The organism is Nocardia sp. NPDC058640 (genome assembly GCF_042716995.1).
GTDB lineage: Bacteria > Actinomycetota > Actinomycetes > Mycobacteriales > Mycobacteriaceae > Nocardia.
Map to the genome: position 1 here is coordinate 74,945 of NZ_JBHXRG010000016.1, position 24,292 is coordinate 99,236.

Consider the following 24,292-nt stretch of genomic DNA (forward strand, 5'->3'; position numbering starts at 1 on the left):
AACAGACCCCGGTGCCTGTGTCGGACCGGGGTCTGTCGGCGGAGCTTTCTACAGGTGGGCAGGCTTGGACCGCCCGAAGATCAGGCCGTAGATCAGTGAGCCGAGCACGCCACCGATCAGCGGGAAGAGGATGAACGCCCACAGCTGACCCATCGCACCGTCCTGATACGGCGCGACCGCGATGCTGCGCGCCGGGTTCATCGAGCCGTTGTCGATCTGGATCGCCACGATCAGCGCGATCGCCAGCGCGAACCCGATCGACACACCCGACTGCGGAGCGTCGGACAGCTCGTCGGTGGAGGCGAGCACGACGAACACCAGCACCGCGGTCATCAAGACCTCGATGATGATCGTGGCCGCCAGGCCGTACCCGTTCTGCAGGACCACCTCACCCAGCGGCCCGGTCTGCGCCGACGGACTGTGCGCGCCCCAACCATTGGCCCCCAGACCGTCGACCGGGCGATCGTACGACGGCAGGTTGTTCGCCAGCGCGAACAGCAGAATGCCCGCCGCCAGGCCGCCGATCACCTGCGACACCACATAGGCGATGGCGTTCTTCGGCGAGATCCGCCCGAGCAACAAGACCCCCAGGGTCACAGCCGGGTTGACGTGGCAGCCCGACAGCCCGCCGATCGAGTAGACCAGGAACGTCAGCGTCAACCCGAACGCCAGCGCGACACCCAGGGTGCCCACCTGCTGACCGGCCAGCACCGCCGTGCCCACACCACCGATCACCAGAACGAAGGTCCCGAGGCCTTCGGCCAACCATTTCTTTTGATCCGCGCCGAGGGGATTCGGTGATGAAGACGGCATCCGCAACTACCTCTCTACAGGTCAGACCGACGAGACGAGTGCACAGCGGATCCGACACTACGCGAGGCGAGTGACCTCTACAACGACCTCCAGATCCGTCGAGCCGCCACCGGAGAACACGCCTTTCAGCGGCGGCACGTCCGCGTAATCGCGGCCGACGCCCACCGAGACATGCTGCTCGTTGACCGCGAGATTGTTGGTGGGGTCGTACCCCCACCACTGCCCGGTCCACGCCTCGATCCACGCGTGCGACTGCCCCGCCACGGTCTCACCGATCTGCGCGCCGGCCTTGGGATGCAGGTACCCCGACACGTACCGGCTGGGAATTCCCATGCTGCGCAACAACACCAGCGTCAGGTGCGCGTAGTCCTGGCACACCCCGCGACGCTCGGCGAAGGCCTCGAGCGCGGAGGTGTGCACCGAGGTCGTGCCCGCGATGTAGTCCATCTCCTTGTGCACCCACTCGGCCGCGCGCACCACCGCCTTGGCCGGTTCCTCCCCGCGCGACAGCTGCTTGGCCACCGTGGCCAGTTTGCGGTCGCGTGGCACATACACAGTGGGACTGAGCATTTCGTCGAAGCGGTCGATCACGCGGCCGCCCTGCAGTTCGTCCCAGCTCAGTTCCTCGGTGGGCTCGGCGAACGGTTCGGTCTCCACCACCGACGACCCGGTCACCTCGAGTTCGGTGTGCGGGGCGTGCAGATCGAACGCGGTGACCGCGGTGCCCCAGTAGTCGGTGTACCGGTAAGACCTTGTGGCGGGCACGGTTTCGACGCGATTGAGGATCACGTTCTGCCTGCTGTCCGCGCGCGGGGTGAGCCGGGCCTCGTTGAACGAGCGCGTCACCGGCGCGTCGTAGACATAGCCGGTGGTGTGCACCACCCTGATCCGCCAACTCATAGCTCTCCCTCTACCTGCACGCGGCCGTCCTGATTGCTGCGCACGTCGGTCCACGCCACCCACGGGGCGGCATGGAAGTACTGGCGTGACACGGCTTCCCCGAGATCACGGCACGATTTCTGCAGCGCGAGCAGCCGCGCCTGCAGGTCCTCCAACAGCACGCCCGGCGGCAGGAATTCGAGTTCACTTCGGGCGCGTCCCAGCACCCGTTGCGCCTCGTGCCGCGCGCCCACCCGACTGCCGGGGCGCTGATCGAGTTCGGTCAGGCACGCCTCGGCCACGCGCAGGGTGTGGAACACCGAACGCGGGAAAAGGCGGTCGATCAGGATGAACTCGGCGACGCGGGCCGCGTCCAGGGCACCGCGGTGGGTGCGCAGGTAGGTGTCGTGCGCGCCCGCCGAGCGCAACACCGTCACCCAGGCCGGCGAGGAGGTCTTGTCCCCCGCACGCGACAGCAGCAGGCGCACCATCATGTCCACGCGTTCGATCGACCGGCCCAACAGCAGGAACCGGTAGCCGTCGTCGCGACTCAACGTGGAGTCGGTCAGTCCGGTGAACATCGCCGCGCGGCCCTTGATGTAGGAGAAGAACTCGTGCGGGCCCAGGCCGCGCGCCGCCTTCTCCGCGGTGGCCATGCCGTTGTAGGTGGCATTGAGACATTCCCACATCTCGCTGGACGTGACTTCGCGTGCGCCGCGGGCGTTCTCGCGGGCCTTGGTGATGGAGTCACTGATCGAGACGCCGTGATCGTGGCTGAACGCGACGAGATCGGTGACCGACCACACGTTCAAGCGCAGGCCCTCGGGCGGTTCGATGCCAAGCACCTTGAGCAGCACGCGAGACGTGCGGTCCGCGTCGACGGTGGCATCTTCGAGCAGTTGATGCACCGCCACGTCCAGGATGCGCGCTGTGTCGTCGGCGCGCTCGACGTATCGGCCTATCCAGTACAGAGATTCGGCGTTTCGAGCAAGCATGTCTGTCAGTCCCCGATCAGCCGCTGTGTCTGCTGTTGTTGCTGCTGTTGCTGGTTGGCCTGCGGTGTGCTGAGTTCGCGACCCAGTTCGAACGCGTCGGCCTGCGGCGGTTCGCTGACCAGTTCCGGTCCGGCCAGTTCCCGGTCCACCGCGCCCGAGCGTCCGGCCAACACCCATGTGTCCTTGCTGCCGCCGCCCTGGCTGGAGTTCACCACCAGCGAGCCCTCCGGCAGGGCAACGCGGGTCAGGCCGCCGGGCAGCACCCAGATGTCGTCGCCGTCGTTGACCGCGAACGGGCGCAGGTCCACGTGGCGAGGGGCCAGATCGTTGCCGATCTTGGTCGGCACCGTGGACAGCTGCACCACCGGCTGCGCGATCCAGCCGCGCGGGTCGGCCTTGACCTTGCGCTTGATCGCGTCCAGTTCGCGCGGGCTGGCGTCGGGTCCGATCACGATGCCGTACCCGCCCGACCCCTCGACCGGCTTGATCACCAGTTCCGCGACCCGATCGAGGACTTCCTCGCGTTCGTCGTCGAGCCAGCAGCGGAAGGTGTCCACATTGGCCAGGATCGGTTTCTCACCCAGGTAGTACTCGATGATCTTGGGCACATAGGTGTAGATGAGCTTGTCGTCGCCCACGCCGTTGCCGACCGCGCTCGAGATCACCACATTGCCCGCGCGCGCGGCATTGAGCACCCCGGCCACGCCGAGCACGGAGTCGGGACGGAAGTGCATCGGGTCCAGGAAGGTGTCGTCGATGCGCCGGTAGATCACGTCGACCTGCCGTTCGCCCGCGGTCGTGCGCATATAGACGACATTGTCGCGGCAGAACAGGTCGCGACCCTCGACCAGCTCCACGCCCATCTGCCTGGCCAGCAGCGAATGTTCGAAGTAGGCGGCGTTGTGCACGCCAGGGGTGAGCACCACCACGGTCGGATCGACCTCGTTGGGCGCGGCCGAGGCCCGCAGCGCGCGCAACAGGTGGCCGGGGTAGTCGCCCACCGAGCGCACCCGGTGCGAGGAGAACAGATCAGGGAAGACCCTGGCCATCGTGCGCCGGTTCTCCATCACATAGGAGACCCCCGACGGCGAGCGCAGGTTGTCCTCGAGCACCCGGAAGTCGCCCTTCTCGTCGCGAACCAGGTCGATGCCCGACACGTGGATGCGCACACCGTTGGGCGGGACCAGACCCGCGGCCTCGCGGTGGAAGTGTTCACACGAGGTAACAAGGCGTTTGGGGATCACCTGATCGCGCAGGATGTTCTGCTCGCCGTACACATCGGCCAGGAACAGCTCCATCGCGGTGACCCGCTGCTTGATCCCGCGCTCGAGCTTGGCCCACTCCGCGGCCGCGATCACCCGGGGCACCAGATCCAACGGGAACGGGCGCTCCTGACCCGACAGGGAGAAGGTGATGCCCTGATCGATGAACGCACGGTCCAGCGCGTCGGAGCGTTTAGCCAGGTCATCGACATCATTGGCGACCATCGCGGCGTGGATGCCCTTGTAAGGGGCCCGCACTTTTCCCGATCCGTCGAACATCTCGTCGAAGGCGTCCGCGAAGCGGCCGGGGCCGTATCCCTCGAACAAACCGGTGTGGGTGGGTTCGCGATGCCCGTTCGTTCTCACCATCGCCGGTGATGCAGTTCGAGCCGTACTCGGCGCACTGGTGGGGGTCATGACAAAAACTGTGCATCACCCGGTAGTGACGTCGTGTGAGACACAGGTAAATTCTTTGCATCACCTGAAACGGATGAAATCGACATCGTCGTCGAGGCCGGACGGAACAGGGCCGATTTCGCCAGGGGGTACCCAGCTGGTAACCTCGATCTTCGGCGCGGTGTTACCCGTAGTTCAGCACCATCTGCTGCATCGTGGGCGCGCGCCCGACGAGCTTTCACAGAACACCACCCAGCGACAGGAAACCAGAGGATACAGGCGTGGCCAACATCAAGTCCCAGATGAAGCGGATCCGTACCAACGAGGAAGCGCGCAAGCGCAACCAGTCGGTCAAGTCCGCGCTGCGCACCGCGATCCGTAGCTTCCGCGAAGCCGTCTCCACCGGCGACAAGGAAAAGGCTGCTGCGCAGCTGCAGACCGCGAGCCGCAAGCTCGACAAGGCCGCGTCCAAGGGCGTCATCCACGCCAACCAGGCGGCCAACAAGAAGTCCGCGCTCGCGCTGGCTCTGAACAAGATCTGATCGTCGGCGAGCCTGGTGCTCGCTGACCGATACATCGCAAGACGCAGCCGCCGTGGCCTCGATGACCACGGCGGCTTTTGTCGTTCCCCGATGCCTACTTGTCAGCTGGGTCGGTTACCATTCGCGCCATGTTGACGGTGTACGCGAATCAGACAGTGGTACGAGGCGATGACCTGGCCGAGGTGATCCGCGCGGCGGAGATCCTGGGGATCGGGCTCAAGGTCGAGAACGTGATGGTGCCCGACGAGGACGGTGGTTACGGGGCTGCCTGGATCGTCACTCGGGAGGACGAGGTTCCGCTGTACGACGAGTGGGAGGGGCGCTACGACGCCGACGATCTCGAAGACGAAGACGACGACGAGTTGTCGCTCGTGGTCGCGGGCGAGTAGTCAGTTCACGCAGGGCACCTGTCCCGAAGTGATGTCGCTGCGGACCGGCTTGCCCGCGTCGGGGGTTTCGATCACCGGTGCGGTCGTGCTGGTCTGCCAGGCACCCGCGTTGGTCTCCGACGACCAGGCGGCCGGGGGTTCGGTGCGCTGATCGGCGCGCTTGGTAGTGGTCGGCACCGGCATACCGAACGCGGCCGCGATCTCGCGGCGGATCGCCTGCCGGTCGACGATGTTGACGTCTTGGCCGTTGATCACGTCGTAGCGCAGGACGGGCAGGGTGCGGAATTCGACCACCGGGTCATCGGCGGCGCCCAGGGTTCGAACGAATTCGGTCATGTTCCAGTCGTCGGACAGCACGATATTGCGGTGTGCGACGGCCATCAGGGCATTGAGTTTGCCCGGGTCGGTGAGGGTGCCCGCGCTGCGTAGCTGACGCGCGACCGAGGTCAGGAACGCCTGTTGGCGGTGGGTGCGGTCCAGGTCACCGTTTTCCAGGCCGTGCCGTTGCCGCACGAACGCCAGGGCCTGTGCGGGGTTCAGATGTTGGCGGCCTGCGGGGAAATCGGCGCCGGAGAACTCGGAGTCGTTGACCCGCTTGTTCAGGCACACTTCCACCCCGCCCAGCGCGGCGGCCAGATCGTAGAACCCGGCCAGGGTGACCTCGGCGAACCGGTCGATCGGCACACCGGTGAGATCGCGCACCGCGGACACGATCGACGCCCGGCCCGCTTCCCGGCCCGCCTGCTCGAGCTGTTTCTTGTCGGTGACGCCCTTCGCGATCATCTGGTCCTGCACTGCGGCCTTCTTCAGCCCGTACGCCTCCTTGATCTTGGCGTGGGTGTAGCCGGGGATGCCGCTGACGGGGACGTAGTCGTCGCGCGGGATCGACACCGCGACGAACTTGCTCAGATCGGCCGGAATATGCACCAGGATCAGGGTATTGGCGTTGTAACCGCCTTCGTCACCGTCGCCCGCGTGCAGCTGTTCCAACACCTCGGGTGGTAGTTCGTCGCCGTTCTGATCGCGACGGGTGTCCAGGCCGATCAGCAGGATATTGAGGTCGCCGTCCAGCGAATGGGGTGCGTCGACGCCGAGTGCCTGCGACCTCAGAAACCCCGCGTCGAAACTTCCCGCCGTGGACCACCCGTACCCCGTCACGATGACCACCGCAGCCGACATCAGCGCCGCGACAACCTGCACCACCCGCCGAGCAATACGCCCCGCCGACCCCCGACCGCGTCGACCGCGCCCGCCATGTCCGTTCCGGCTACCGATCGACTCGACCATCTCATGATCAACTGTGCCAGTTGTGAGAGCGGACAGACATCGCGATTGGGTCCCGGTTTGATGATGTTCGGCGGGGGGCGACGCCGTTGCGCGGGCAGCGCCTCTGTCCGAGTCGAGGCATCGCTGTTGCTGGTGAGCCGGGCGCGTTCAGCCCGTCTGAGACGTCGCATAGCGGTTGCTGGGGGCCGGGGGCTAGCCCGTTCAGCCCGTCTGGAACGGGGACACAGCGGTTGCTTGCGGCCGGGTCCAGGGCGACCGTTCAGCCGGTTGCGCGTAGGTCGAGGATGCGGGCGAGGGCGTGTTCTACGGCGTAGGTGGCGTCGGCGGCGCCGCCCTTGACGTCGGCGTTGAGGGTGGCCACTACCTGCAGGGCGGTGGCGATGGTGGTGGGGTTCCAGCCGCGGGCTTGGGCCTGGGCGCGCTTGACCTTCCAGGGGGGCATGCCCAGTTTTTGCGCGAGGGCGAAGGGGTCGCCGCGGCCCACGGAGCCGACCTTGGCGATGGTGTGGACGGAGTCGGCGAGTGCGTCGGCCAGCAGGACGTGCGGGACGCCGCGGTCGGTGGCCCAGCGCAGGGCCTCCATCGCGCCGGGGCGATCGCCTGCCACGGCGAGGTCGGCGACGTCGAAGCCGGTCACCTCGGCGCGGCCGGAGTAGTAGCGGCGCACGGCGTCGGCGGTGACCTTGCCGCCGGTGTCGGACACCAATTGTGAACAGGCCGCGGCCAATTCACGCAGTTCGGAACCGACGGATTCCAGCAGCACCTGCACCACTTCGGTCGGCACCTTCACCCCCGCGGCCCTGAACTCGCCGCGCACGAACTCCACCCGCTCGGCACCCTTGCTCAGTTTCGTGCACGCGTGGACGGTGGCGCCCTTCTTCTGCAGCGCGGGCGCCAGTGCCTTCGCGCGCCCACCACCGGAATGCAGCACCATCAGCACCACGCCCTCGGGCGGATCGGCCGCCGCCTCGGTGATCACCGCGACCGCGTCCTTGCCGGCCTCGGCCGCCGACTCGAGCACGATCACCCGGTCCTCGGCGAACAGCGACGGACTGAGCAATTCCGCCAGCTCCGCGGTGCTCGCGTCACCGGCGCGCATCCGATCCACCGGCACCGAATCCGGGTCGGGCGCACACGCGCGTACCTGCGCGGTCACCATCGCAACCGCACGTTCGACCAGCAGTTCCTCGTCGCCGAGGACCAGATGCACCGAGGCAGGGCGTTCGCTCACCAGGCGATCCTACGGACGCCCACCGACACGTCGGCATCCACGGCTGGTTGCACCGCGGCGACGGGAGGTGACGGTTCGCAGATCGGCCGCGGTTCCCACGACCAGGACGTCACCATCGAGGTCGGTCCGTGCCACCGTGGTGCCGAGTGTGGCCAACGCCTGCGTCACCGTCGGATGCGGGTGACCGAAGGTATTACCCTTTCCGGCACTGACCAGCGCCAGGCGTGGGCCGACCGCGCGAAGGAATTCCGGTGTGGTGGTGCGAGATCCGTGATGTGGCACCTTCAGGATATCCGCCCGAATATCACCCCCACGCGCGACCCGCCCCTGCGCCTCGGCCTCGATATCCCCGGTGAACAGGATCGTCCCCGCCGATGTCCGTGCCCGCACCACCAGCGACCGATCGTTGGCTTCATCGGCGGCCAATGATGTCGGCACCTCCCGACTCGGCGCCAACACCCGCAATTCGACTGTCCCGAACACCATTTCGTGTCCTGCGAACAGTTCCATCAACGGAATCCCAGCTGCCCCCGCAAGCTCCGCCACCCGCTCGGCCCCATTCGCATCTTCACCGTGCCCATGCGAATCTCCCTGCGTAACAGCTTGTCCCACCGGTCGACCTTCACCTCGCGCCATCATCTCCCCCGGAGTCCCACTCGGGCACTTGTCGCCGACCGAAGGCGCCGACGATGCCGACCACCCCGCTGTTGTGGCCGGCTGCACGGGCCCTGCGATACCGCCGATGTCAGTCGGCCTCGGATCCGGGTCAGCCTGCCTCGGATCAGAAGGGGTCACCCCCACCGGATGTATCTGCGGCGCAGTCGGTTGCCGCCTCGATCCGCTCACTTCCGGTTGGTGTGGCAGTCGGGTCGGCGGTTCGCCGACGTTTCGGGTTGCGGCAGCGCAGGTTCGGGCGATGGCGGTGCGGAGTTCGCCGGGGGCGGTGGCTATCGCGTCTACTGTGCGGCCGCGCAGGGCGCCGGCGAGGCCGTTGATGTGGTCGGCGTGGGGGTGGGTGAGCACGAGCAGGGGGATGTGGGTGATGTCGAGGCGGTCCAGGCAGGCGCGGATCGGGCGGGGGTCGGGTCCGACGTCGATGACGATCGCCGCGCCGGGAGCAACCGAGAGCGCGAGGCCGTCTCCTTGGCCGATGTCGCACATCGCGAGCACCCAGCCCGACGGTGGCCAGCCCGGCTGCAGGAAACGCACCGGGAGCAGCACTATCGACACTCCCAGCGCTACCACCGCCAGGAGTCGACGGGTGTGCGACCAACGCAACCCCGCCACCACCACGATGACGATCGCCGTTGCCACCAGACCGGCGACAGCACCGCCGGGCACCGTCACGGTCGCACCCGGCACAGCGGCTGCGCGATCGGCGACACCGAGCAGCCACCACATCGGCGGCCGCGCGCACCACAGCACCCACACCGCGGCATCACCCCACACGCAGGCCACGACCGCGCCCACCGCCCCGATCACCGTGATCAACCCGACGACCGGCGCGACCAGCGCATTGGCCACGATCGCCACCAGGCTCACCCGCCCCGACAACGCCACCATCAACGGCACCGTGACGACGAACGCGGCCGCCGCCACCGCCACGATCTCCGCAGGTGCCCGCCACCATCCACGCGCCCGCAACCAGTCCGCCCAACTCGGGGCGAGCAGAATCAGCCCCGCTGTGGCCAGTACCGACAGTGCGAATCCCGCGCTGACCGCCAATTGTGGTGCGACAGCGAGCAATCCGATCACTGCCGCGCACAGTGCGGGGAGTGCCTGTTTTCGCCGACCGGTCAACAGCGCAAGCACTGTCACCGAACCCATCACCGCGGCCCGCAGCACACTCGGGTCGGGACGCGCGATCACCACGAACAGCACGACCACCCCTGCGGCCGCCGCAGCACTCGCTCGCGGACCCGCGGTGAGCAGTCGGGTCAGTGCCAGCAGGGCCGTCAAGAGAATCGTGAAATTTGCTCCGCTGACCACACAAAGGTGTTGCAGCCCAGCGATTTCGAACGCCTCGCGCACTTCACCCGACAACGATGCCGTATCGCCGACGACCAGCGCAGGCAGCAACCCAGCCGCAGCAGGCGGCAGCGCTTCGGCCGACGCCTCGACCAGGTTCCCCCGCACACTCGCGGCGAGCTGCTGCCACCACGGCGGCACTCCGATCAGCTCCGGGGTTTCGGCGGCCTGCAGGGTGGCGATGGTCAGGTCCGCCCGGTTCGGTTCACTCGCCTGCGCCCGAAACCGCACCACCTGCCCCGGTGACAGCCCGGCCCATCCCGCACCCTCGGCGAGCACCACCACCGACCCACCCGCCTGGGTCCAGGCGGGCCCCTTCCCGAACTCCCGCAGCTCGGCCCGCACGATCCACCGCCGCTGACCACCGAAAGTGCCCGCCCGCATCGGCTTCGCATCATCGCTGACCACCGCGACCACATTCACCGACCGCCCGAACGACTCCCGCAGCGGATGCGCCTGCACATGATGCTCCCGCCAAGCCCCCGCCGCCCCGAAACCCGCGCCCAGCAGCATCGTCGCCAACCCGGCCACCGCGACAACTCGCCACCGCTCCCGCCGATGCGCCATCGCCCACAGCAACACCACCCACAACCCGATCGCCACAACGACCGCGACCACCGCCAACACCAACCCTGCGACCCACCCCACCGTCACCGCGACGATCGTGGCCACCCAACACCCGAGCGCCGCGGGGACGAGGCGCATATCGAGCACCTGCGGCTCGGACTCCTCCGCCCCAGCCTGGGTTGTCTCTCCGCGGTCCAGCATCGCTGTTCCCTGTCGCAGTGAGGGCCTCACCCTCACTGCCTCGCCCAGCGCGACTCTCATCTGCCTGCCGCGTCGTCGCGGCTGGACATTCCACTGTCCCGGGTTCCCGCGACTCTGTTTGCGGGGCAATGGGTATTGCCCAATCCGACCGGACATGTCGGAAGGTTGGGATCGCCTGAATCCGGCGCGCGGTCCTGTGTTCCCGCGGACTGATCTGTGGCGCGCCTGATTTCGAGCCTCGCGCACGGCCACACCGGGCAGGTCATGCGATCACCTCCACGCGCGAACTAGTGCGGTGGTGACCGCTTGCAGCGCACCAGCTTTCGCACCGAACGTCATGAGGTTCCGAAGGGGTCATGTGGTCACCAGATCGCGCAGTCGTGCCAGGCGGGCGGGGCCGATGCCGTCGACCTCGCCGAGTTGGGCGACATCGGTGAAGCGGCCGTTGGTCGAGCGCCAGGCGAGGATCGCTTTGGCGGTGACCGGGCCGACGCCGGGGAGTGCGTCCAGTTCGGCTTCGGTTGCCTTGTTCAGATCGACGCGCGAAGTGCCGGCAGTTGGGGCACCGGGACTCGAGGTGCCCGGCCCGGCAGAGCTGGTGCCCGCCGTGCTCGGACCCGCGGCGTTCGGCGTTGCAGCAGGCGAATGACCCGCGCCGATCATGATGCTGCCCACGCGTGGCTGTCCGAGTTGGGGGTCGGTGGCACCGATGACGACCTGGTCGCCATCGGACAGCCGTTGCGCCAGGTTCAGACCGGCCAGGTCGGCGCCTTCGCGGATGCCGCCGGCCTTTTCGATCGCGTCGGCAATCCGCGAACCACCCGGCAATCGGTGCAACCCCGCCCGGTCGACCAACCCGACCACACTGACGACGACTTCCTCGCTCGTGCCGGATGCCTGACCCGCCATGGCGGCAACAGTGGTCGGATGTGATGGCACGGCAATGGTCTCCGCACGCAGCACCGGCACCGGCGGCACCGCCCGCGCCACGGGCTGGTCGCGCAGCACCATCACTCCGGTCAACACCACCGCGATGACCCCGACCAGGCCGAGTACCAGCGCGCCGCGACGCCCGGGGTCCAGCCTCGCATCACGAAAACGCTCAGGCACCAACCGTTTTCGCCCACGTGACGCACCGTCGTCGAGCCACCCGGGCGTCCCCACCGCACCCGCTGGCCCGGATGACGAGACGAGTTCCTCGTCGTCCCAATGCCCTTCGTCGTCCTCATGGCGCGAATCAGAAGTCCCGGACGAGCGCAACGGCAGACTGCTCGGCCGTTCTCGCTCGCGGACCGCCAACCCACCCAGCCGCTGCCGTACCCGCTCGTGCTCTTCGTGTCGTGACATGACAGCGACGCTATGCCTGCGCCGACGAGCCGAGCTCCCGCCGACCTGGGCTTCAAACAAACCTGTGGATAACTCTGAGCCTGTGGATAACTCGCCTCTCAGCGCCCTCGCAGACCGATTCCGGGCAACGCGAATGGTTACCGTGCGCTCATGGCCGATACCGAGTACGCAGGTTCGCATGGACCTCGCACAACGCTTCCGCGACTTCGCACTCCTCGAGGCACGCGACAACTCCCCGCTCTACCACCACCGAGCCCTGGACATCAGCAAGGACCCCCAGGTCCTGTCCCTGATCGCCCAATTGCCCACCGCGAAACAACAACCCAACCTGATCCTGGCTGCCGCGCGAGTGAACGGCGCGACCGCGGTTCCCTACACCGAGTTCCGCGACCAGTTCCACGAGAACTGGCGCGCGATCGCCGCGACCGCCGCGACCCGGCGGACGCAGACGAACGAGGCGGGCCGGGCGGCCACCCTGCTACCGGTGCTTGCCCGCCTACCTGGACCGCTGTCGCTCATCGAGGTCGGCGCGTCTGCCGGGCTGTGCCTGTACCCGGACCGTTTCAGCTACCGCTACGGCGAAACCGCACTGGGTCCGTCCGACGGCCCATCACCGGTTGTGTTGACCTGCAAGATAACCGGGCCGGTGCCGATCCCGACCCAGCTCCCCCAGGTCGTCCATCGGGCAGGGGTGGATCTGAACCCACTCGACGCCGGCGACAGCGACGACCAGCGGTGGTTGTCCGCCCTCGTCTGGCCGGGTCAACACGAGCGGCTGGCGAGGCTACAGGCAGCCTGTGCGATCGCCGCGACGGATTCACCGACCCTCGTGACCGGCGATCTGCTCGAGCAGGTCACCGACTTGGTCCACACGGCACCACGCGACAGCACGGTGGTGGTGTTCCACAGCGCGGTGCTCACCTACCTCTCGCCGCAGGCACGAGCGGATTTCCGGGAGACGGTGCTCGGCCTGCCCTGCCACTGGGTTTCGCAGGAGGGCACCGGGGTTCTCGCGTCGCTGGCCGACCGGCTGCCGCCGCGAGCGTCGGAGTCGGCGCGGATGGTGCTGGCTCTCGACGACGAGCCGTTGGCTTTCGCCGGACCGCACGGGCAGTCGTTGGACTGGTTCGGTCCGGCGTAGCGGGGTCAGAGGCGGCGCATGACCGAGACGACGCGGCCGAGGATGACTGCTTCGTCGCCGTCGATGACGGAGTAGGCGGGGTTGCGGGGTTCGAGGTGGATGTGGCCGTTGCGGCGGCGGTAGACCTTGACGGTGGCTTCCTCGCCGATCATGGCGGCGACGATGTCGCCGGAGTTGGCTTCGCGCTGGCTGCGCACGACCACGAGGTCGCCGTCGCAGATCGCGGCGTCGATCATCGAGTCACCGCGCACGCGCAGGCCGAAAACCTCACCGCGACCGACCAGTTCACGCGGCAGGGTGAGCACGTCGTCGGGGTTGTGCTCGGCCAGGATCGGGGTGCCCGCGGCGATGTCGCCGACCACGGGTACCGACACCGAGGCATCGGAGCGGGCGGTGGAGGTGCCCTGCAGGAACAGGCGCACGTCGATGGGGCGGCCCATGGAGGCCGAGCGGCGCAGGAAACCGTCCTCCTCCAACGCCTTCAGATGTTGGGAGACCGTGGAGGTGGAGCGCAGGCCGACCGCGTCGGCGATCTCGCGCGTGCTGGGCGCGTAGCCGTGGGCCAGGACCGAATCCCTGATCACGGCGAGGATGTGTTGCCTGCGCGGCGGCAGGTGGTTCGCGGCGTCGAGGTGGTCGAAGTCGTCGTATCCGGTCATCGGGAAATCGTAGAGCCCCACACCATCACTGCTTCAGCGCAGGTTCCTCGCGAAACAGTTCGATTGCGGCAGGACGTGATACGGCGCGAACAACGGGATCCGGTGGTAGCCGCTTCGCTCGTAGAAACGCACGGCGTCGGGTTGCAAATGGCCGGTCTGCAGGATCATTCGAGGTTGACCGGCTGCGCGAACAGCTTCTTCGGCGGCTTGCAGCAGCGCGGTCGCGGTGCCGGTGCCGCGGTGGGCGGGGCGGACGAACATCCGTTTGAGTTCGAGGTCGCCGGCGTTCCAGCGCACTGCGGCGTGGCCGACAGGTTCTTCGTCGGCGTAAGCGACGAAGGTCTGGTGGACGCTGTCTCGGTCGACCGTGTGCGGTGTGAGCCCACGCTCACCGAGGGCGACCTCGAGGTATTCGTAACGGGGGCGCACCTCCTCCGACATCTCCGCTCGCAGCATTTCGGCATCGGCGTGGTCCCAGTCGACCGTGCGCACACCGATCGTGCGGGGAGAAACGTTGGCAGCCATGGCAACCACGGTAGGCAACGCATCGTCTCCACCGAAGGGTTTGTCCGCAGCGCGATTCTGAACCGGCACGGTTCAGCCGGACTCGCCGGGCAGAACCGCGACGGCGAGCGCACCGACACCGAGATGCACGCCCAGCGCAGGACCGAACTCCGCGACGTACAGCTCCCCCACCTGGGGCAACTGCTCGCGCAGTTGCGCGACGATGATCTCGGCGGCCTCGGGGGCACCCAAATGCTGAATGCCAAGGGCCGCACCGTCGGACGCGGCGGCGTCGACCGCGGCTGCCACCAGTTTGGCGTAGGCGCGCGAGCGGGTTCGCACCTTCTCGCGCAGTTCGAGCTTGCCCTCCACCAATTGCAACAGTGGCTTGGTCACCAGCTCACTGCCGAAAAACGCGGCGGCACTGCTCAAACGGCCGCCCTTGCGCAGTTGTTCGGTGCGGTTGACCAGGATAAAAGTGCGCACGCGGGTCGCGGCCGATACCGCGCACTCGTATACCGCATCCAGCGCATCACCCACCCGCGCCCGGCGTGCGGCGGCCAGCACCGGCAGGCCGGTCGCCAGGCCGGCACCGAGCGAATCGACCAGGCGCACACGATCTTCGGCGCCCATATCGCGCACGGCCTGGCGGCCCGATTCCCAGGTCGCGGACAGCCGACGCGACAGGTGCACGGCCACGACGCCGTCGCCGTTGCTGCGAGTCAGCGCGCGTTCGTAGGCTTCGCGCAGTTCACCCGGCGACGCGGCCGAGGTGGAGACCGAGTCGGCGGTGTAGTCGATCTCGATAGGGTCCAAGCCCTCGCGGATCGTCCGGTCGCCCACGAGCACATGCAGGGGCACCACTTCGATACCGAGTTCGGCGACGAGCTCCGCGGACAATCCCGCCGCCGAATCGGTGACCACCACAACGGCCACGGACTACCGGACCTCCTGCAGCGCCTTGGTCATCGCGGTCGCCACCGCCGCGTGCCCGGCCCAACCCCAGTGGATGCCATCGGGATTGGCCGAACCCGACTCGATGTCGTCGCGCACGGCCTCGCCCAGGTCCACCAGCGGCACCGAGGTGCGACCGGACCACGCCTGCAAAGCCTTGACCGCGCGCGCCCTGCCCCGGTGCACCCGCCCGTAGGCATCACAAGCGTGGACCGACGGCAGTACCGCCACGACGGGCAGCTCCGGACGCAGATGGTTCAGCGCGTTGCGCGACTGCTCCAGGTAGTCCACGCTCACCTTCGGCGGAAGCGCAACGCGGCGACCGATTTTCGACAACTTCGGCTGCAACCAGTTGTACGACGAACGCACGCCACGACGCAGACGCGGCGGACGGATGTAGCGGATCATCTCCCGCAGCGCGGTAGGCAACGGAGAGGGCAGCGTGTCCATGCCACCGACGGCGAACACGACCGCGCCGGCTCTGGGCACCGAGGCCCAGACCCGGGGATCACCGATCAGCGCCCAGTAGGCGTCACGGCTGGTCCAGCCGATGCGGGCGATCAACTCGACGTCCCAGTCCAGTTCGGCGGCAACCATATTCGGCCAGATCCGCGGGTCGTCCGCGGGCAGGCCACCCTTGGGGCCGTAGTAGGCCAGGGAATCCGCGATCACCAGCAGCACGGGCCGCTGTGCTGCGGACTCCACCGGCCTCGGGGCTGCGGACTCTTGGACGAGCACCGGCTCCGCGATCGGCGCGGTGATGGATTCATCGTGCCGGACAGCGGATTCCAGTGTCTGGGGTGCGGCCGCCGGCTGCTCGAGCAGGGCGTCCGCGCCCGCTGCGGCCAGCGACTCATCCTGTGGTGCGGCCAGGTTCGCGGCAGCACCTTCGACGATGTCGGTGTCGGCATCCGCGACCACCGCGGATTCGACAGACTCGCTGACGGCAACGGCGTCTACGTCAGGGTCGGCTTCACCAGCGACCGCAACCGCTTCGGCTTCGGCTTCGTGAATTGTTTCGTCAGGGCTTCCTGCCACATCCACAGTGGCAGTAACACCTTCGGCAGCCACCTCGGAATCCACGTGCGCAACAACCGAATCCAGGTCGACGCGCGAATCCTCCGAACCGACGCCGTCAGAAGTCACGCCGACATCGGCAGCCTCCACCGCACCGGAGACAGCGCTATCCGACTCCGACACAGCAGAACTCGACGCGACGTCACCGGTTTCGAGTTCAACCTCGGCGCCGTCACCGATCGAAGACACGGCGTCGCCGACAACGTCTTCCGACGAGGACGAAGCAGCGACGTCGGACACCGAAACGTCTGTGCCCGAACCGGACTCGACGGCATCCGCCGCCGAGTCGACCGGCTCGGGTTCGACCACGGCCGGTGGGGGCACCGGTCCGAACAGGGCATCGGGCAGCGATCGGGTGCTGCGCGCGGTGACCCGTTGGAAGAGTTCGTCCGGTACCGAACGGATCGGCTCGTCACGCTCGGCGCGTGCGGGCCGAACAGGGGGCGGACCGAAAAGCGCGTCCGGCAATTGCCGTCCGGCTTTGGCCGTCACCTGCTGGAACAGCTCATCAGGTACTGATCGGACAGGCTCTTCATTGGACATCGGGAGCTACCTTCGCCGCTGCGTTCCACACATCGAGGCGCCAGCCGGGTCGGTCGACATCCGGGCCGTGACTGGAAAGCTGCACCCAGCTGGTATTGGCCAGCCCACCGAGGATCGGCCAATTCTGTGGTGGCAGTTCCAGTAACGCGGCCGTCAGAGCAGCGATCAGCCCGCCGTGCGCAACCAGGATGATAGTCCGACCGGGCCAATCCTGTCGCTGGTTGTACAGTTCGCGCACCACGGGCAGGGCTCGCGCGCCGACCTCGAGCTTGCTCTCGCCGCCGGGCGGTGTGTACGTGGCGTCCAACCGCCACTGCACCCGCGCGCCGGGATAATCAGCGTCGACTTCGAGGTGGGTCAGGCCTTCCCAGTCGCCCAGGTTGGTCTCACGCAGTCGCGGATCGGTGATCACCGGCAGATCGCTGATGTCACCCAGCGCCTGCGCGGTCTCTTTGGCGCGACGCAGATCAGAGGCATGGATCGCGATGGCGTTGCGTGAACCGAGTTCGCGCGCAGCCTCTTTGGCCTGCTGCCGACCGAGTTCGGTGAGATCGGTGTCGATCTGCCCCTGCATCCGGTCGGCCGCGTTCCATTCGGTCTGCCCGTGCCGCAACAGGATCAGGTTGCGCACATGGGCGTATTTACTCACTCGCTGTCTGCCTCTACCTGCACGTCGTCGTCGGCATCCGGAGTCGGCACAGCGGCGATGCCCTCGACGGGAACCGCCGGGCAGTCACGCCACAGCCGCTCGAGCGCGTAGAAATTGCGCTCGTCGTTGTGCTGCACGTGCACCACGATGTCGACGTAGTCCAGCAGCGCCCAGCGACCCTCGCGGGTGCCCTCGCGGCGCACCGGCTTGTGGCCTGCCTCGCGCAGCTTGTCTTCGATGTTGTCCACGATCGCGGTGACCTGGCGCTCGTTGGGCGCGGACGCGATCACGAAGCAGTCGGTGATCACCAGCTGCTCGGAGACGTCGAGAACCACGACGTCGGTGGCGAGCTTGTCGTCGGCCGCGAGCGCGGCGACCGTGGCCATCTCGATGGCTTCAGTAGAGGCACTCATGCGGTCTCCTCCTGCGTGGTCACAACCGTGTGGTCGATCATCGGCTACCTTCCGTTCCTGCGGGCACATAGAGATGCCGCTTCGATATGTACTGCACCACGCCATCGGGGACGAGGTACCAGACCGGCCGACCCTCCGCGGCGCGGCGGCGGCATTCGCTCGACGAGATGGCCAGCGCGGGGATCTCGACCATCGTCACGGCGTCGGCGGGAAGGTCCCGCAGATGCTCTTCGAGATGATCGGTGTTGAGTTCGTAACCCGGTCGGCTCACCCCGACGAACTTCGCCAGTTCGAACAGTTCGGTCCAATCCTGCCATGTCAGGATGTTGGCCAGCGCGTCCGCACCGGTGATGAAGTACAGCTCCGCGTCGGGGTGCGCGTTTTGCATCTCGCGCAGGGTGTCCACGGTGTAGGTGACCTTGTTGCGTTCCACGTCGGCCCGGCTGACCGAGAACCTCGGGTTGGACGCGGTGGCGATCACGGTCATCAGGTAGCGGTCCTCGGCGGGGCTGACCTGCTTGTTGACCTTCTGCCACGGCTGGCCGGTGGGCACGAAGATCACTTCGTCGAGCTCGAACCGGTTCGCGACCTCGCTGGCCGCGACCAGGTGGCCGTGGTGGATCGGGTCGAAGGTGCCACCCATGACGCCTAGTTTGCGACGCGGCCGAGCTGTCTCGTGCATGAGGTCTGAGCTTAATCCGGTCGGGCGGATCGGCCTACTCCCAGACTCCGCGGTGCGCGGGGGCCGACGTCTGCGCGCACATCTGGGCGAACTGGGCGCGCGTGCGTTTCAGTTCTTCGACCAGATGCGCGGCGGGCTCGGCGTCCACGCGACGGTTCAGCTCGGCCAGCAGCACGTCGATCGTGACCCACCACGGCCCGCGCACCTGCCCTTGCGGTCCGCGCAGTTGCAGCCAGGCCGCCGCGCGCAGGCAGCGAGCTCGCGGCACGATCTTGTCCTGCTCGCCCCACAGACCCGCGGCGCGCAGGTAGCCGCCCAGCGCCTCGGATTCCTGCCCACAGCACTCGCGGGCCACCGCGGCCGACCAGACCAGGTCGGCGTGCCTGCGACGCTTCGCGGGCGTGGCGGCGATCAGCCGAGCGGCCTCGGTGAACTGCCAGGCGGCCTGCCGGTAGCGGCCGAGGTGGTTCAGCGATTCGCCGAACTGGGCGCGCACCAGCGACAGCTCGGCGGGCGGGTAGCCGGCCGCTCCGCTCAGCAGTGGCCGATCGAAGGCAACCACGGCCTCGGCGTGCTTGCCTGCCCGATGCCAGGCGCGTCCCGCGACCAACCACAGGTGCACCGAATCCGCTGGCGAGATCGGATGCCAGCAGCCCGCGGCCACCGCGGCGGCACGGGCCACGTCGCGGTCGCGCCCCGGCTGGGCCGCGACCGCGGTGACCAGTTGCGTGCGCATGGCAGCCAGTTCACGCCCGCCCAATTCGCCGGCGCCGACAATCAACGCCCGGCGCAACTGCTCCTCGGCGGCGGCAGGGGCGTCGACCAGCCTTGCCGCCGCGATCATTGCCAGCCGCCGTGCGGCGCGGGCACCGGAACCGGGAGCCAGTCGCGCGGGCCCGACATCGGGCGGGCACTGCGCGACGTCCAGGGCGCACGCGCTTGCGGGCGCGGACGACATCGGTCGATCGGATCGCTCATCGTCGTGCGACGCCCCTGCCAGCATGGGGGTGATCTTGGTCGGCGGACCCTGTGAGGCGCTTAACGTCTGCTGAAGTGCTCCGATGGCTCGGCTCCGCACGCCCACTCGGCGGCGAACCTTGATCAGACGGGCAGCAGCCGGGAGACCACTTCGGTCAGCTGCCGGGCATTGCGGCATTCGTGCATCTCGATCACCGAACCGTATTCGCGCGCCGCGGAATCGCCTGTCCCCCACAGCTTTGCGGGCTCAGGATTCAGCCAGTGCGCGTGCTTGGCGGTGTCGACCAGGTCGCGCAGGGTGTCCAGGCGTGGGTTGCGGTAGTTGGTGCGGCCGTCGCCCAGGATCAGCAGCGAACTGCGGCTGGTGACGGCGTCGCCGAAGTTCTCGGCGAAGGTGGACAGTGCGTAGCCGTAGTCGGAGTGACCGTCGGCGTCGATGATGTCCGATTCGGTGAAGATCCGGGTCATCACGTCGTCCAAGCCCGCGTACGGTGCGAAGAAGCCGGTGACCTCGTCGGTGCGGTCGACGAACGCGAAGATCCGCACCCGCGAGAACTGTTCACGCAGGGCGCTGACCAGTAACAGGGTGAAGTTGCTGAACCCGGCCACCGAGCCCGAGATATCGCACAGCAGCACCAGTTCCGGGCGGCCGGGGCGGGGTTTGCGGTTCACCAGGTCGATCGGGACGCCGCCGGTGGACATCGAGGCGCGCAGGGTTTTGCGCAGGTCGATCTCGCCGCGTCTGGCGCGTTTGCGGCGTACTGCCAAGCGGGAGGCCAGGATTCGGGCCAGTCGCTGGGTGCCGCGCCGCAGTTCGGCGAGTTCGCGTTCGGAGGCGCGCAGGAAGTCGGCGTCCTCGGCCTGGCGGGCAACACCGTAGGTCGCCACGCGTTCGCGTCCGATCTGCTCGGCCACGCGCCGGTTGGTCTCGGCTTCCACGCTCGCCCGGAACCCGGCGATGCGTTCCCTGACGACGCGGCGGGCGACCTCGATATCGCGCTCGCTCGCATCCGGTGGCAACGCCAGGCCCGCCAGCACCTTGGCCAGCAGAGATTGCGGCGCAAGGTCTTTCAGTGCCTGATAAGCGGAAAATGACGGGCCCCGGGCGGATTGGTACTGCCCCAGCTGCTCCACGATCTGCCCGGCCAACAACTGCTGTTGCGGGCCACTGTCTTCGGCGGCGAGCAGTTCGGCGAGTTGCTCACGCAGCGCGGCCAGATCGACCTGTCCCTCGGGCGTTCGCGGGAGATCCACTGCCTCCTCCGTGCGACCGCCGACCGCGACCGGGAACCACAGATCGAACAGCCCGTCGAACGTGGCGCGGTGCGTGGGTCTGCGCAGCAGCGCACAGGCCAGCCCCTCGCGCACCGCCTCGCGATCGAGCAGGTCGAGCACGGTCAGCACCCGGCCTGCGTCGACGGTTTCCGACGGGCCGACCGGCACGCCACGCGCCCGCAGCGCACCGACGAAACCGGCGACGTGGCCGCCGATTCCGTGCGGCTCGGGCGCGGTCACGATCAGACCAGTTTCAGCTCGGCCAGCGCGCGCTGGTGATCGCTGCGATGTTTGAGCACCACCCCGAGCGTGGCGCGCACGGTGGCGTCATCGAGGTCCGCGGCGCCCAACGCGAGCAAGGTGTTGCCCCAGTCGATGGTTTCCGCGACAGAGGGCAGTTTCTTCAGCTGCATACCGCGCAACACGTGCACGACCCGCACCAATTGCTCGGCGACGGCGCCGGGAAGTTCCGGCACGCGGCTGGCCAGAATCCGGCGCTCGAGATCCTCGTCGGGGAAGTCCAGATGCAGGTACAGGCAGCGGCGTTTGAGCGCCTCCGACAGTTCGCGGGTGGCGTTGGAGGTGAGCACCACGAACGGTTTGCGCGTGGCGGTGATGGTGCCCAGTTCCGGCACGGTCACGGCGAAATCGCTGAGCACCTCGAGCAGCAGGCCCTCGATCTCGACGTCGGCCTTGTCGGTCTCGTCGATCAGCAACACCGTGGGCTCGGTGCGGCGGATGGCGGTGAGCAGCGGACGCGAGAGCAGGAACTCCTCGGTGAACACGTCGGCTTTGGTTTCGGCCCAATCGTTTTCGCTGGACGCCTGAATCCGCAGAATCTGCTTGGCGTGGTTCCACTCGTAGAGCGCACGCGCCTCGTCGACGCCTTCGTAGCACTGCAGGCGGACCAGTTCGGCACCGGCGACCTGGGCCACCGCGCGCGACAGTTCGGTCTTGCCCACACCGGCGGGGCCTTCGATCAGCAGCGGTTTGCCCAACCTGTCGGCGAGGAAAACCGAGGTGGCAGTGGCCTTGTCGGCCAGGTAGCCGGTGGTGGCCAGGCGGTCGATGACATCGTCGACCGAGGTGAAGATCGGTTCCTGTACGGCAGTCACGATCACACCGGCCGAGTCTGGCCGTCGCCCCACACGATCCACTTCGTGGAGGTGAGTTCGGGCAGTGCCATCGGGCCGCGGGCGTGCAGCTTCTGGGTGGAGATGCCGATCTCGGCACCGAAACCGAACTGCTCGCCGTCGGTGAACGCGGTGGACGCGTTCACCATCACCGCGGCGGCGTCGACCCGGTTGGTGAACTCGCGGGCGGCGGCCAGGTCGGCGGTGACGATGGCTTCGGTGTGGCCGGTGCCCCAGGTGTTGATGTGCTCCACGGCGGCATCGAGATCGTCGACGACCTTCAACGCGATGTCCAGGGTGAGGTACTCCTCGCCCCAGTCGGCGTCGGTGGCCGGGACCTGGCCGGGCAGGTCGCCGTGGATGGTGACGCCGGCGTCTTCCAGGGCCTTGGTCAGGCGCGGCAGCGCGGTCTGCGCGACGGCGGCGTCGATGAGCACAGTCTCGGCGGCGTTGCAGACGCTGGGGCGGCGGGTTTTGGCGTTGAGCACGATCGCCTCGGCCATGTCCAGGTCGGCGGCCGAATGCACGTAGACGTGGCAGTTGCCGGTGCCGGTCTCGATGGTGGGCACCTGCGCGTCGCGGACCACCGCGTTGATCAGGCCCGCACCGCCGCGCGGAATCACCACGTCGACCAGGCCGCGCGCCTGGATCAGGTGGGTGACGCTGGAACGGTCGTGGCTGGGCAGCAGTTGCACCGCGTCGGCCGGAATGCCCTGGGCCACAAGGGCTTCGCGTAACACCTCGACCAGCGCGGCGTTGGAGTTCGCTGCCGAGGACGAGCCGCGCAGCAGCGCCGCGTTGCCCGATTTCAGCGCCAGGCCGAACGCGTCGACGGTGACGTTGGGGCGGGCCTCGTAGACCATGCCGACCACGCCCAGCGGGACTCGGGTCTGGCGGATCTCGAGGCCGTTGGGCAGCGTGGATCCGCGCACGACCACGCCGACCGGGTCGGGCAGCGTGGCGACCTGGCGCAGGCCCGAGGCGATGCCATCGATGCGCGCGGAGGTCAGGCGCAGGCGATCCAGGAGGTTCTCTTCGGTGCCGGCGGCCTGCGCGGTCGCGATGTCCTGCGCATTGGCCGCGAGGACGCGATCGGCGGCGGCGAGCAGGGCGTCGGCCGCCGCGTGCAGGGCATCGTTCTTCTGCGCCGTGGTCAGCTGGGCCAGCACACGGGACGCGACACGAGCCCTGCGGGCGGCGTCGTGCACCGCTGCGCGGATGTCGAGCTCGGGGGTCACATCAACTGTCATGGGTATCAGCGTACGCAGTGCGCCGCGCGCGTTCGACGCCGACCGGGGCCCGGAATACGGCTCCGACCGGCGGCGGGACCGAGTTATCCACAGGGTTTTCGGCCTCGGTGCGGTTATCCACAGGCCGGACACCGGCGGCGGCGATCGCGGCTAGATTGGCGCTATGAATCGCTGCGAGGCGCCCACTGTCGTCGTATTGGGCAGCGTCAACATGGATCTGGTCACCAGCACAGATCGCAGGCCCGCACCTGGTGAGACGGTGCTGGGGTCCGGTTTCGCCACTGTTCCCGGCGGGAAAGGGGCGAATCAGGCGATCGCGGCGGCACGGTCGGGGGCACGGGTGCGGTTTCTCGGCGCGATCGGCGATGACGCGTTCGGGACGGAACTGGCGTCGACACTGTCGGCAGCCGGGATCGACATCTCACTGCTGCGCAGGGTCGACGGTCCCAGCGGGATCGCCTCCATAGTCGTGGACGGCGCCGGTGAGAACAGCATCATCGTGGTGGCGGGCGCCAACGGTCGCATGACCGAGCTGACTCCCGCCGAACTCGCCGCCATCGCGGACGCCGATATCCTGCTGTGCCAGTTGGAGATTCCCCTCGACACGGTCACCACCGCCACACGCCACGCTCGCGCGTCGAACACGGTCGTCGCACTGAACCCCTCGCCCGTCCGCCCGCTACCCGCTGACCTCTGGGCCCACGTCGATCTCGCCGTGGTGAATTCACTGGAATACGAACACTATTCGGCCGAGATGACCGAAGTAGCGCACGTGGTACGCACGCTCGGCGGGGCAGGCGCGGTATACCGAGGCTCCGACGGCACCGAGCTGTCCGCCGCCGGCCTGCCCGTCGACGTAGTCGACACAACCGGCGCAGGCGACGCGTTCACCGGCGGCCTGATCGCCACCTGGACCCAAGGCGCCCCCACCGCATTGACCTGGGCGAACACCGCCGGCGCCCTGGCCACCACCACCCTCGGCGCCAGCTCGTCCCTCCCCGATCACGCCCGAATCGCAGCGATGATCGCGACCCGCTGATCGCCCACAACGACCTAGCGCGATCGCCTGTCACCCCACCAGCGCCGGGGTCGTTCGG

General features: G+C 68.0%; 23 protein-coding genes. 4 read left to right on the forward strand and 19 right to left on the reverse strand.

What is annotated here, in order from left to right:
- Positions 1 to 48: 48 nt before the first annotated feature.
- From ACFWU5_RS18470 to ACFWU5_RS18485, 4 genes are read right to left on the reverse strand one after another with little or no spacing between them, the layout of a single operon-like run.
- Positions 49 to 813, reverse strand: a complete 765-nt coding sequence (locus ACFWU5_RS18470) for an aquaporin (RefSeq protein WP_379246013.1) — start codon at positions 811 to 813, stop codon at positions 49 to 51.
- 57 nt (positions 814 to 870) lie between these two features.
- Positions 871 to 1,713, reverse strand: a complete 843-nt coding sequence (locus tag ACFWU5_RS18475) for a transglutaminase domain-containing protein (protein WP_379246015.1) — start codon at positions 1,711 to 1,713, stop codon at positions 871 to 873.
- Entirely contained in the window at positions 1,710 to 2,687 is a 978-nt protein-coding gene (locus ACFWU5_RS18480) for an alpha-E domain-containing protein (RefSeq protein ID WP_379246017.1), read from the reverse strand. Before ACFWU5_RS18480 ends, ACFWU5_RS18475 begins: the two co-directional genes overlap by 4 nt.
- 5 nt (positions 2,688 to 2,692) lie before the next feature.
- Complete coding sequence (locus ACFWU5_RS18485; RefSeq protein ID WP_379246019.1) at positions 2,693 to 4,318, reverse strand: circularly permuted type 2 ATP-grasp protein; 1,626 nt, start codon at positions 4,316 to 4,318, stop codon at positions 2,693 to 2,695.
- A gap of 308 nt (positions 4,319 to 4,626) precedes the next feature.
- On the opposite strand from ACFWU5_RS18485, the gene rpsT reads away from it, so the two are divergent.
- Positions 4,627 to 4,887 (forward strand): 30S ribosomal protein S20, encoded by a 261-nt coding sequence (gene rpsT / locus ACFWU5_RS18490; protein ID WP_379246021.1) that lies wholly within the window; start codon positions 4,627 to 4,629, stop codon positions 4,885 to 4,887.
- A 128-nt stretch (positions 4,888 to 5,015) separates the two neighbouring features.
- Positions 5,016 to 5,276, forward strand: coding sequence for a hypothetical protein (locus ACFWU5_RS18495; protein WP_379246023.1), 261 nt, complete (start codon positions 5,016 to 5,018; stop codon positions 5,274 to 5,276).
- On the opposite strand, the gene ACFWU5_RS18500 is transcribed toward ACFWU5_RS18495, so the two are convergent.
- The 4 genes from ACFWU5_RS18500 to ACFWU5_RS18515 all read right to left on the reverse strand — a co-directional run bounded on the left by ACFWU5_RS18500 (position 5,277) and on the right by ACFWU5_RS18515 (position 11,937).
- Positions 5,277 to 6,479, reverse strand: a complete 1,203-nt coding sequence (locus tag ACFWU5_RS18500; protein WP_379268037.1) for an LCP family protein — start codon at positions 6,477 to 6,479, stop codon at positions 5,277 to 5,279.
- A gap of 343 nt (positions 6,480 to 6,822) precedes the next feature.
- The gene (gene holA, locus ACFWU5_RS18505; protein WP_379246027.1) at positions 6,823 to 7,794 is read right to left on the reverse strand and encodes a DNA polymerase III subunit delta; all 972 of its coding nucleotides are present in this window, start codon (positions 7,792 to 7,794) and stop codon (positions 6,823 to 6,825) included.
- A gap of 9 nt (positions 7,795 to 7,803) precedes the next feature.
- Positions 7,804 to 10,590 carry a ComEC/Rec2 family competence protein gene (locus ACFWU5_RS18510; RefSeq protein ID WP_379268038.1) on the reverse strand — a complete coding sequence of 929 codons (2,787 nt, stop codon included), beginning with the start codon at positions 10,588 to 10,590 and terminating at the stop codon, positions 7,804 to 7,806.
- Between the two features lie 354 nt (positions 10,591 to 10,944).
- Positions 10,945 to 11,937, reverse strand: a complete 993-nt coding sequence (locus ACFWU5_RS18515; RefSeq protein WP_379268039.1) for a helix-hairpin-helix domain-containing protein — start codon at positions 11,935 to 11,937, stop codon at positions 10,945 to 10,947.
- Positions 11,938 to 12,115: 178 nt separating this feature from the next.
- Here ACFWU5_RS18515 and ACFWU5_RS18520 point away from each other — a divergent pair, with 178 nt between their 5' ends.
- The gene (locus tag ACFWU5_RS18520) at positions 12,116 to 13,078 is read left to right on the forward strand and encodes a DUF2332 domain-containing protein (protein ID WP_379268040.1); all 963 of its coding nucleotides are present in this window, start codon (positions 12,116 to 12,118) and stop codon (positions 13,076 to 13,078) included.
- A gap of 5 nt (positions 13,079 to 13,083) precedes the next feature.
- Here ACFWU5_RS18520 and lexA read toward each other — a convergent pair whose 3' ends face one another.
- From lexA to ACFWU5_RS18575, 11 genes are all read right to left on the reverse strand, one after another.
- Complete coding sequence (gene lexA, locus ACFWU5_RS18525) at positions 13,084 to 13,737, reverse strand: transcriptional repressor LexA (RefSeq protein ID WP_379268041.1); 654 nt, start codon at positions 13,735 to 13,737, stop codon at positions 13,084 to 13,086.
- A 33-nt stretch (positions 13,738 to 13,770) separates the two neighbouring features.
- Positions 13,771 to 14,262, reverse strand: coding sequence for a GNAT family N-acetyltransferase (locus ACFWU5_RS18530; protein WP_379268042.1), 492 nt, complete (start codon positions 14,260 to 14,262; stop codon positions 13,771 to 13,773).
- 72 nt (positions 14,263 to 14,334) lie between these two features.
- Entirely contained in the window at positions 14,335 to 15,177 is an 843-nt protein-coding gene (locus ACFWU5_RS18535) for a DegV family protein (RefSeq protein ID WP_379246039.1), read from the reverse strand.
- 3 nt (positions 15,178 to 15,180) lie between these two features.
- Positions 15,181 to 16,815 carry a diglucosylglycerate octanoyltransferase gene (octT, locus tag ACFWU5_RS18540; protein ID WP_379268043.1) on the reverse strand — a complete coding sequence of 545 codons (1,635 nt, stop codon included), beginning with the start codon at positions 16,813 to 16,815 and terminating at the stop codon, positions 15,181 to 15,183.
- Positions 16,805 to 17,464: a histidine phosphatase family protein gene (locus ACFWU5_RS18545; protein WP_379246043.1), complete on the reverse strand. Its 660-nt coding sequence runs from the start codon at positions 17,462 to 17,464 to the stop codon at positions 16,805 to 16,807. The genes octT and ACFWU5_RS18545 overlap by 11 nt, the downstream gene beginning before the upstream one ends.
- On the reverse strand, positions 17,461 to 17,877 hold the full coding sequence (gene rsfS / locus ACFWU5_RS18550; protein WP_379246045.1) for a ribosome silencing factor: 417 nt from the start codon (positions 17,875 to 17,877) through the stop codon (positions 17,461 to 17,463). The genes ACFWU5_RS18545 and rsfS overlap by 4 nt, the downstream gene beginning before the upstream one ends.
- Positions 17,878 to 17,914: 37 nt before the next feature.
- Positions 17,915 to 18,559 carry a nicotinate-nucleotide adenylyltransferase gene (gene nadD / locus ACFWU5_RS18555; protein ID WP_379246047.1) on the reverse strand — a complete coding sequence of 215 codons (645 nt, stop codon included), beginning with the start codon at positions 18,557 to 18,559 and terminating at the stop codon, positions 17,915 to 17,917.
- A gap of 34 nt (positions 18,560 to 18,593) precedes the next feature.
- Positions 18,594 to 19,517, reverse strand: coding sequence for a hypothetical protein (locus ACFWU5_RS18560; protein WP_379268044.1), 924 nt, complete (start codon positions 19,515 to 19,517; stop codon positions 18,594 to 18,596).
- Between the two features lie 143 nt (positions 19,518 to 19,660).
- Positions 19,661 to 21,052 (reverse strand): VWA domain-containing protein, encoded by a 1,392-nt coding sequence (locus ACFWU5_RS18565; RefSeq protein ID WP_379268045.1) that lies wholly within the window; start codon positions 21,050 to 21,052, stop codon positions 19,661 to 19,663.
- Between the two features lie 2 nt (positions 21,053 to 21,054).
- Entirely contained in the window at positions 21,055 to 21,933 is an 879-nt protein-coding gene (locus ACFWU5_RS18570; protein WP_379246053.1) for an AAA family ATPase, read from the reverse strand.
- Positions 21,930 to 23,195, reverse strand: coding sequence for a glutamate-5-semialdehyde dehydrogenase (locus ACFWU5_RS18575; RefSeq protein ID WP_379268046.1), 1,266 nt, complete (start codon positions 23,193 to 23,195; stop codon positions 21,930 to 21,932). Before ACFWU5_RS18575 ends, ACFWU5_RS18570 begins: the two co-directional genes overlap by 4 nt.
- A gap of 163 nt (positions 23,196 to 23,358) precedes the next feature.
- Between ACFWU5_RS18575 and ACFWU5_RS18580 the strand changes: the two genes are divergently transcribed.
- The gene (locus ACFWU5_RS18580) at positions 23,359 to 24,234 is read left to right on the forward strand and encodes a ribokinase (protein WP_379268047.1); all 876 of its coding nucleotides are present in this window, start codon (positions 23,359 to 23,361) and stop codon (positions 24,232 to 24,234) included.
- The last annotated feature ends 58 nt before the right edge of the window (positions 24,235 to 24,292 follow it).

Excerpts from the sequence above, each read along its gene's own strand:
- ACFWU5_RS18530 (WP_379268042.1), bottom strand. The coding sequence starts at position 14,262 with ATGGCTGCCAACGTTTCTCCCCGCACGATCGGTGTGCGCACGGTCGAC.
- octT (WP_379268043.1), bottom strand. The coding sequence starts at position 16,815 with ATGTCCAATGAAGAGCCTGTCCGATCAGTACCTGATGAGCTGTTCCAG.
- ACFWU5_RS18495 (WP_379246023.1), top strand. The coding sequence starts at position 5,016 with ATGTTGACGGTGTACGCGAATCAGACAGTGGTACGAGGCGATGACCTG.
- ACFWU5_RS18560 (WP_379268044.1), bottom strand. The coding sequence starts at position 19,517 with ATGTCGTCCGCGCCCGCAAGCGCGTGCGCCCTGGACGTCGCGCAGTGC.
- rsfS (WP_379246045.1), bottom strand. The coding sequence starts at position 17,877 with ATGAGTGCCTCTACTGAAGCCATCGAGATGGCCACGGTCGCCGCGCTC.
- ACFWU5_RS18480 (WP_379246017.1), bottom strand. The coding sequence starts at position 2,687 with ATGCTTGCTCGAAACGCCGAATCTCTGTACTGGATAGGCCGATACGTC.
- lexA (WP_379268041.1), bottom strand. The coding sequence starts at position 13,737 with ATGACCGGATACGACGACTTCGACCACCTCGACGCCGCGAACCACCTG.
- ACFWU5_RS18580 (WP_379268047.1), top strand. The coding sequence starts at position 23,359 with ATGAATCGCTGCGAGGCGCCCACTGTCGTCGTATTGGGCAGCGTCAAC.
- ACFWU5_RS18475 (WP_379246015.1), bottom strand. The coding sequence starts at position 1,713 with ATGAGTTGGCGGATCAGGGTGGTGCACACCACCGGCTATGTCTACGAC.
- ACFWU5_RS18485 (WP_379246019.1), bottom strand. The coding sequence starts at position 4,318 with ATGGTGAGAACGAACGGGCATCGCGAACCCACCCACACCGGTTTGTTC.
- ACFWU5_RS18510 (WP_379268038.1), bottom strand. The coding sequence starts at position 10,590 with ATGCTGGACCGCGGAGAGACAACCCAGGCTGGGGCGGAGGAGTCCGAG.
- ACFWU5_RS18470 (WP_379246013.1), bottom strand. The coding sequence starts at position 813 with ATGCCGTCTTCATCACCGAATCCCCTCGGCGCGGATCAAAAGAAATGG.
- nadD (WP_379246047.1), bottom strand. The coding sequence starts at position 18,559 with ATGCACGAGACAGCTCGGCCGCGTCGCAAACTAGGCGTCATGGGTGGC.
- ACFWU5_RS18515 (WP_379268039.1), bottom strand. The coding sequence starts at position 11,937 with ATGTCACGACACGAAGAGCACGAGCGGGTACGGCAGCGGCTGGGTGGG.
- ACFWU5_RS18520 (WP_379268040.1), top strand. The coding sequence starts at position 12,116 with ATGGACCTCGCACAACGCTTCCGCGACTTCGCACTCCTCGAGGCACGC.
- ACFWU5_RS18575 (WP_379268046.1), bottom strand. The coding sequence starts at position 23,195 with ATGACAGTTGATGTGACCCCCGAGCTCGACATCCGCGCAGCGGTGCAC.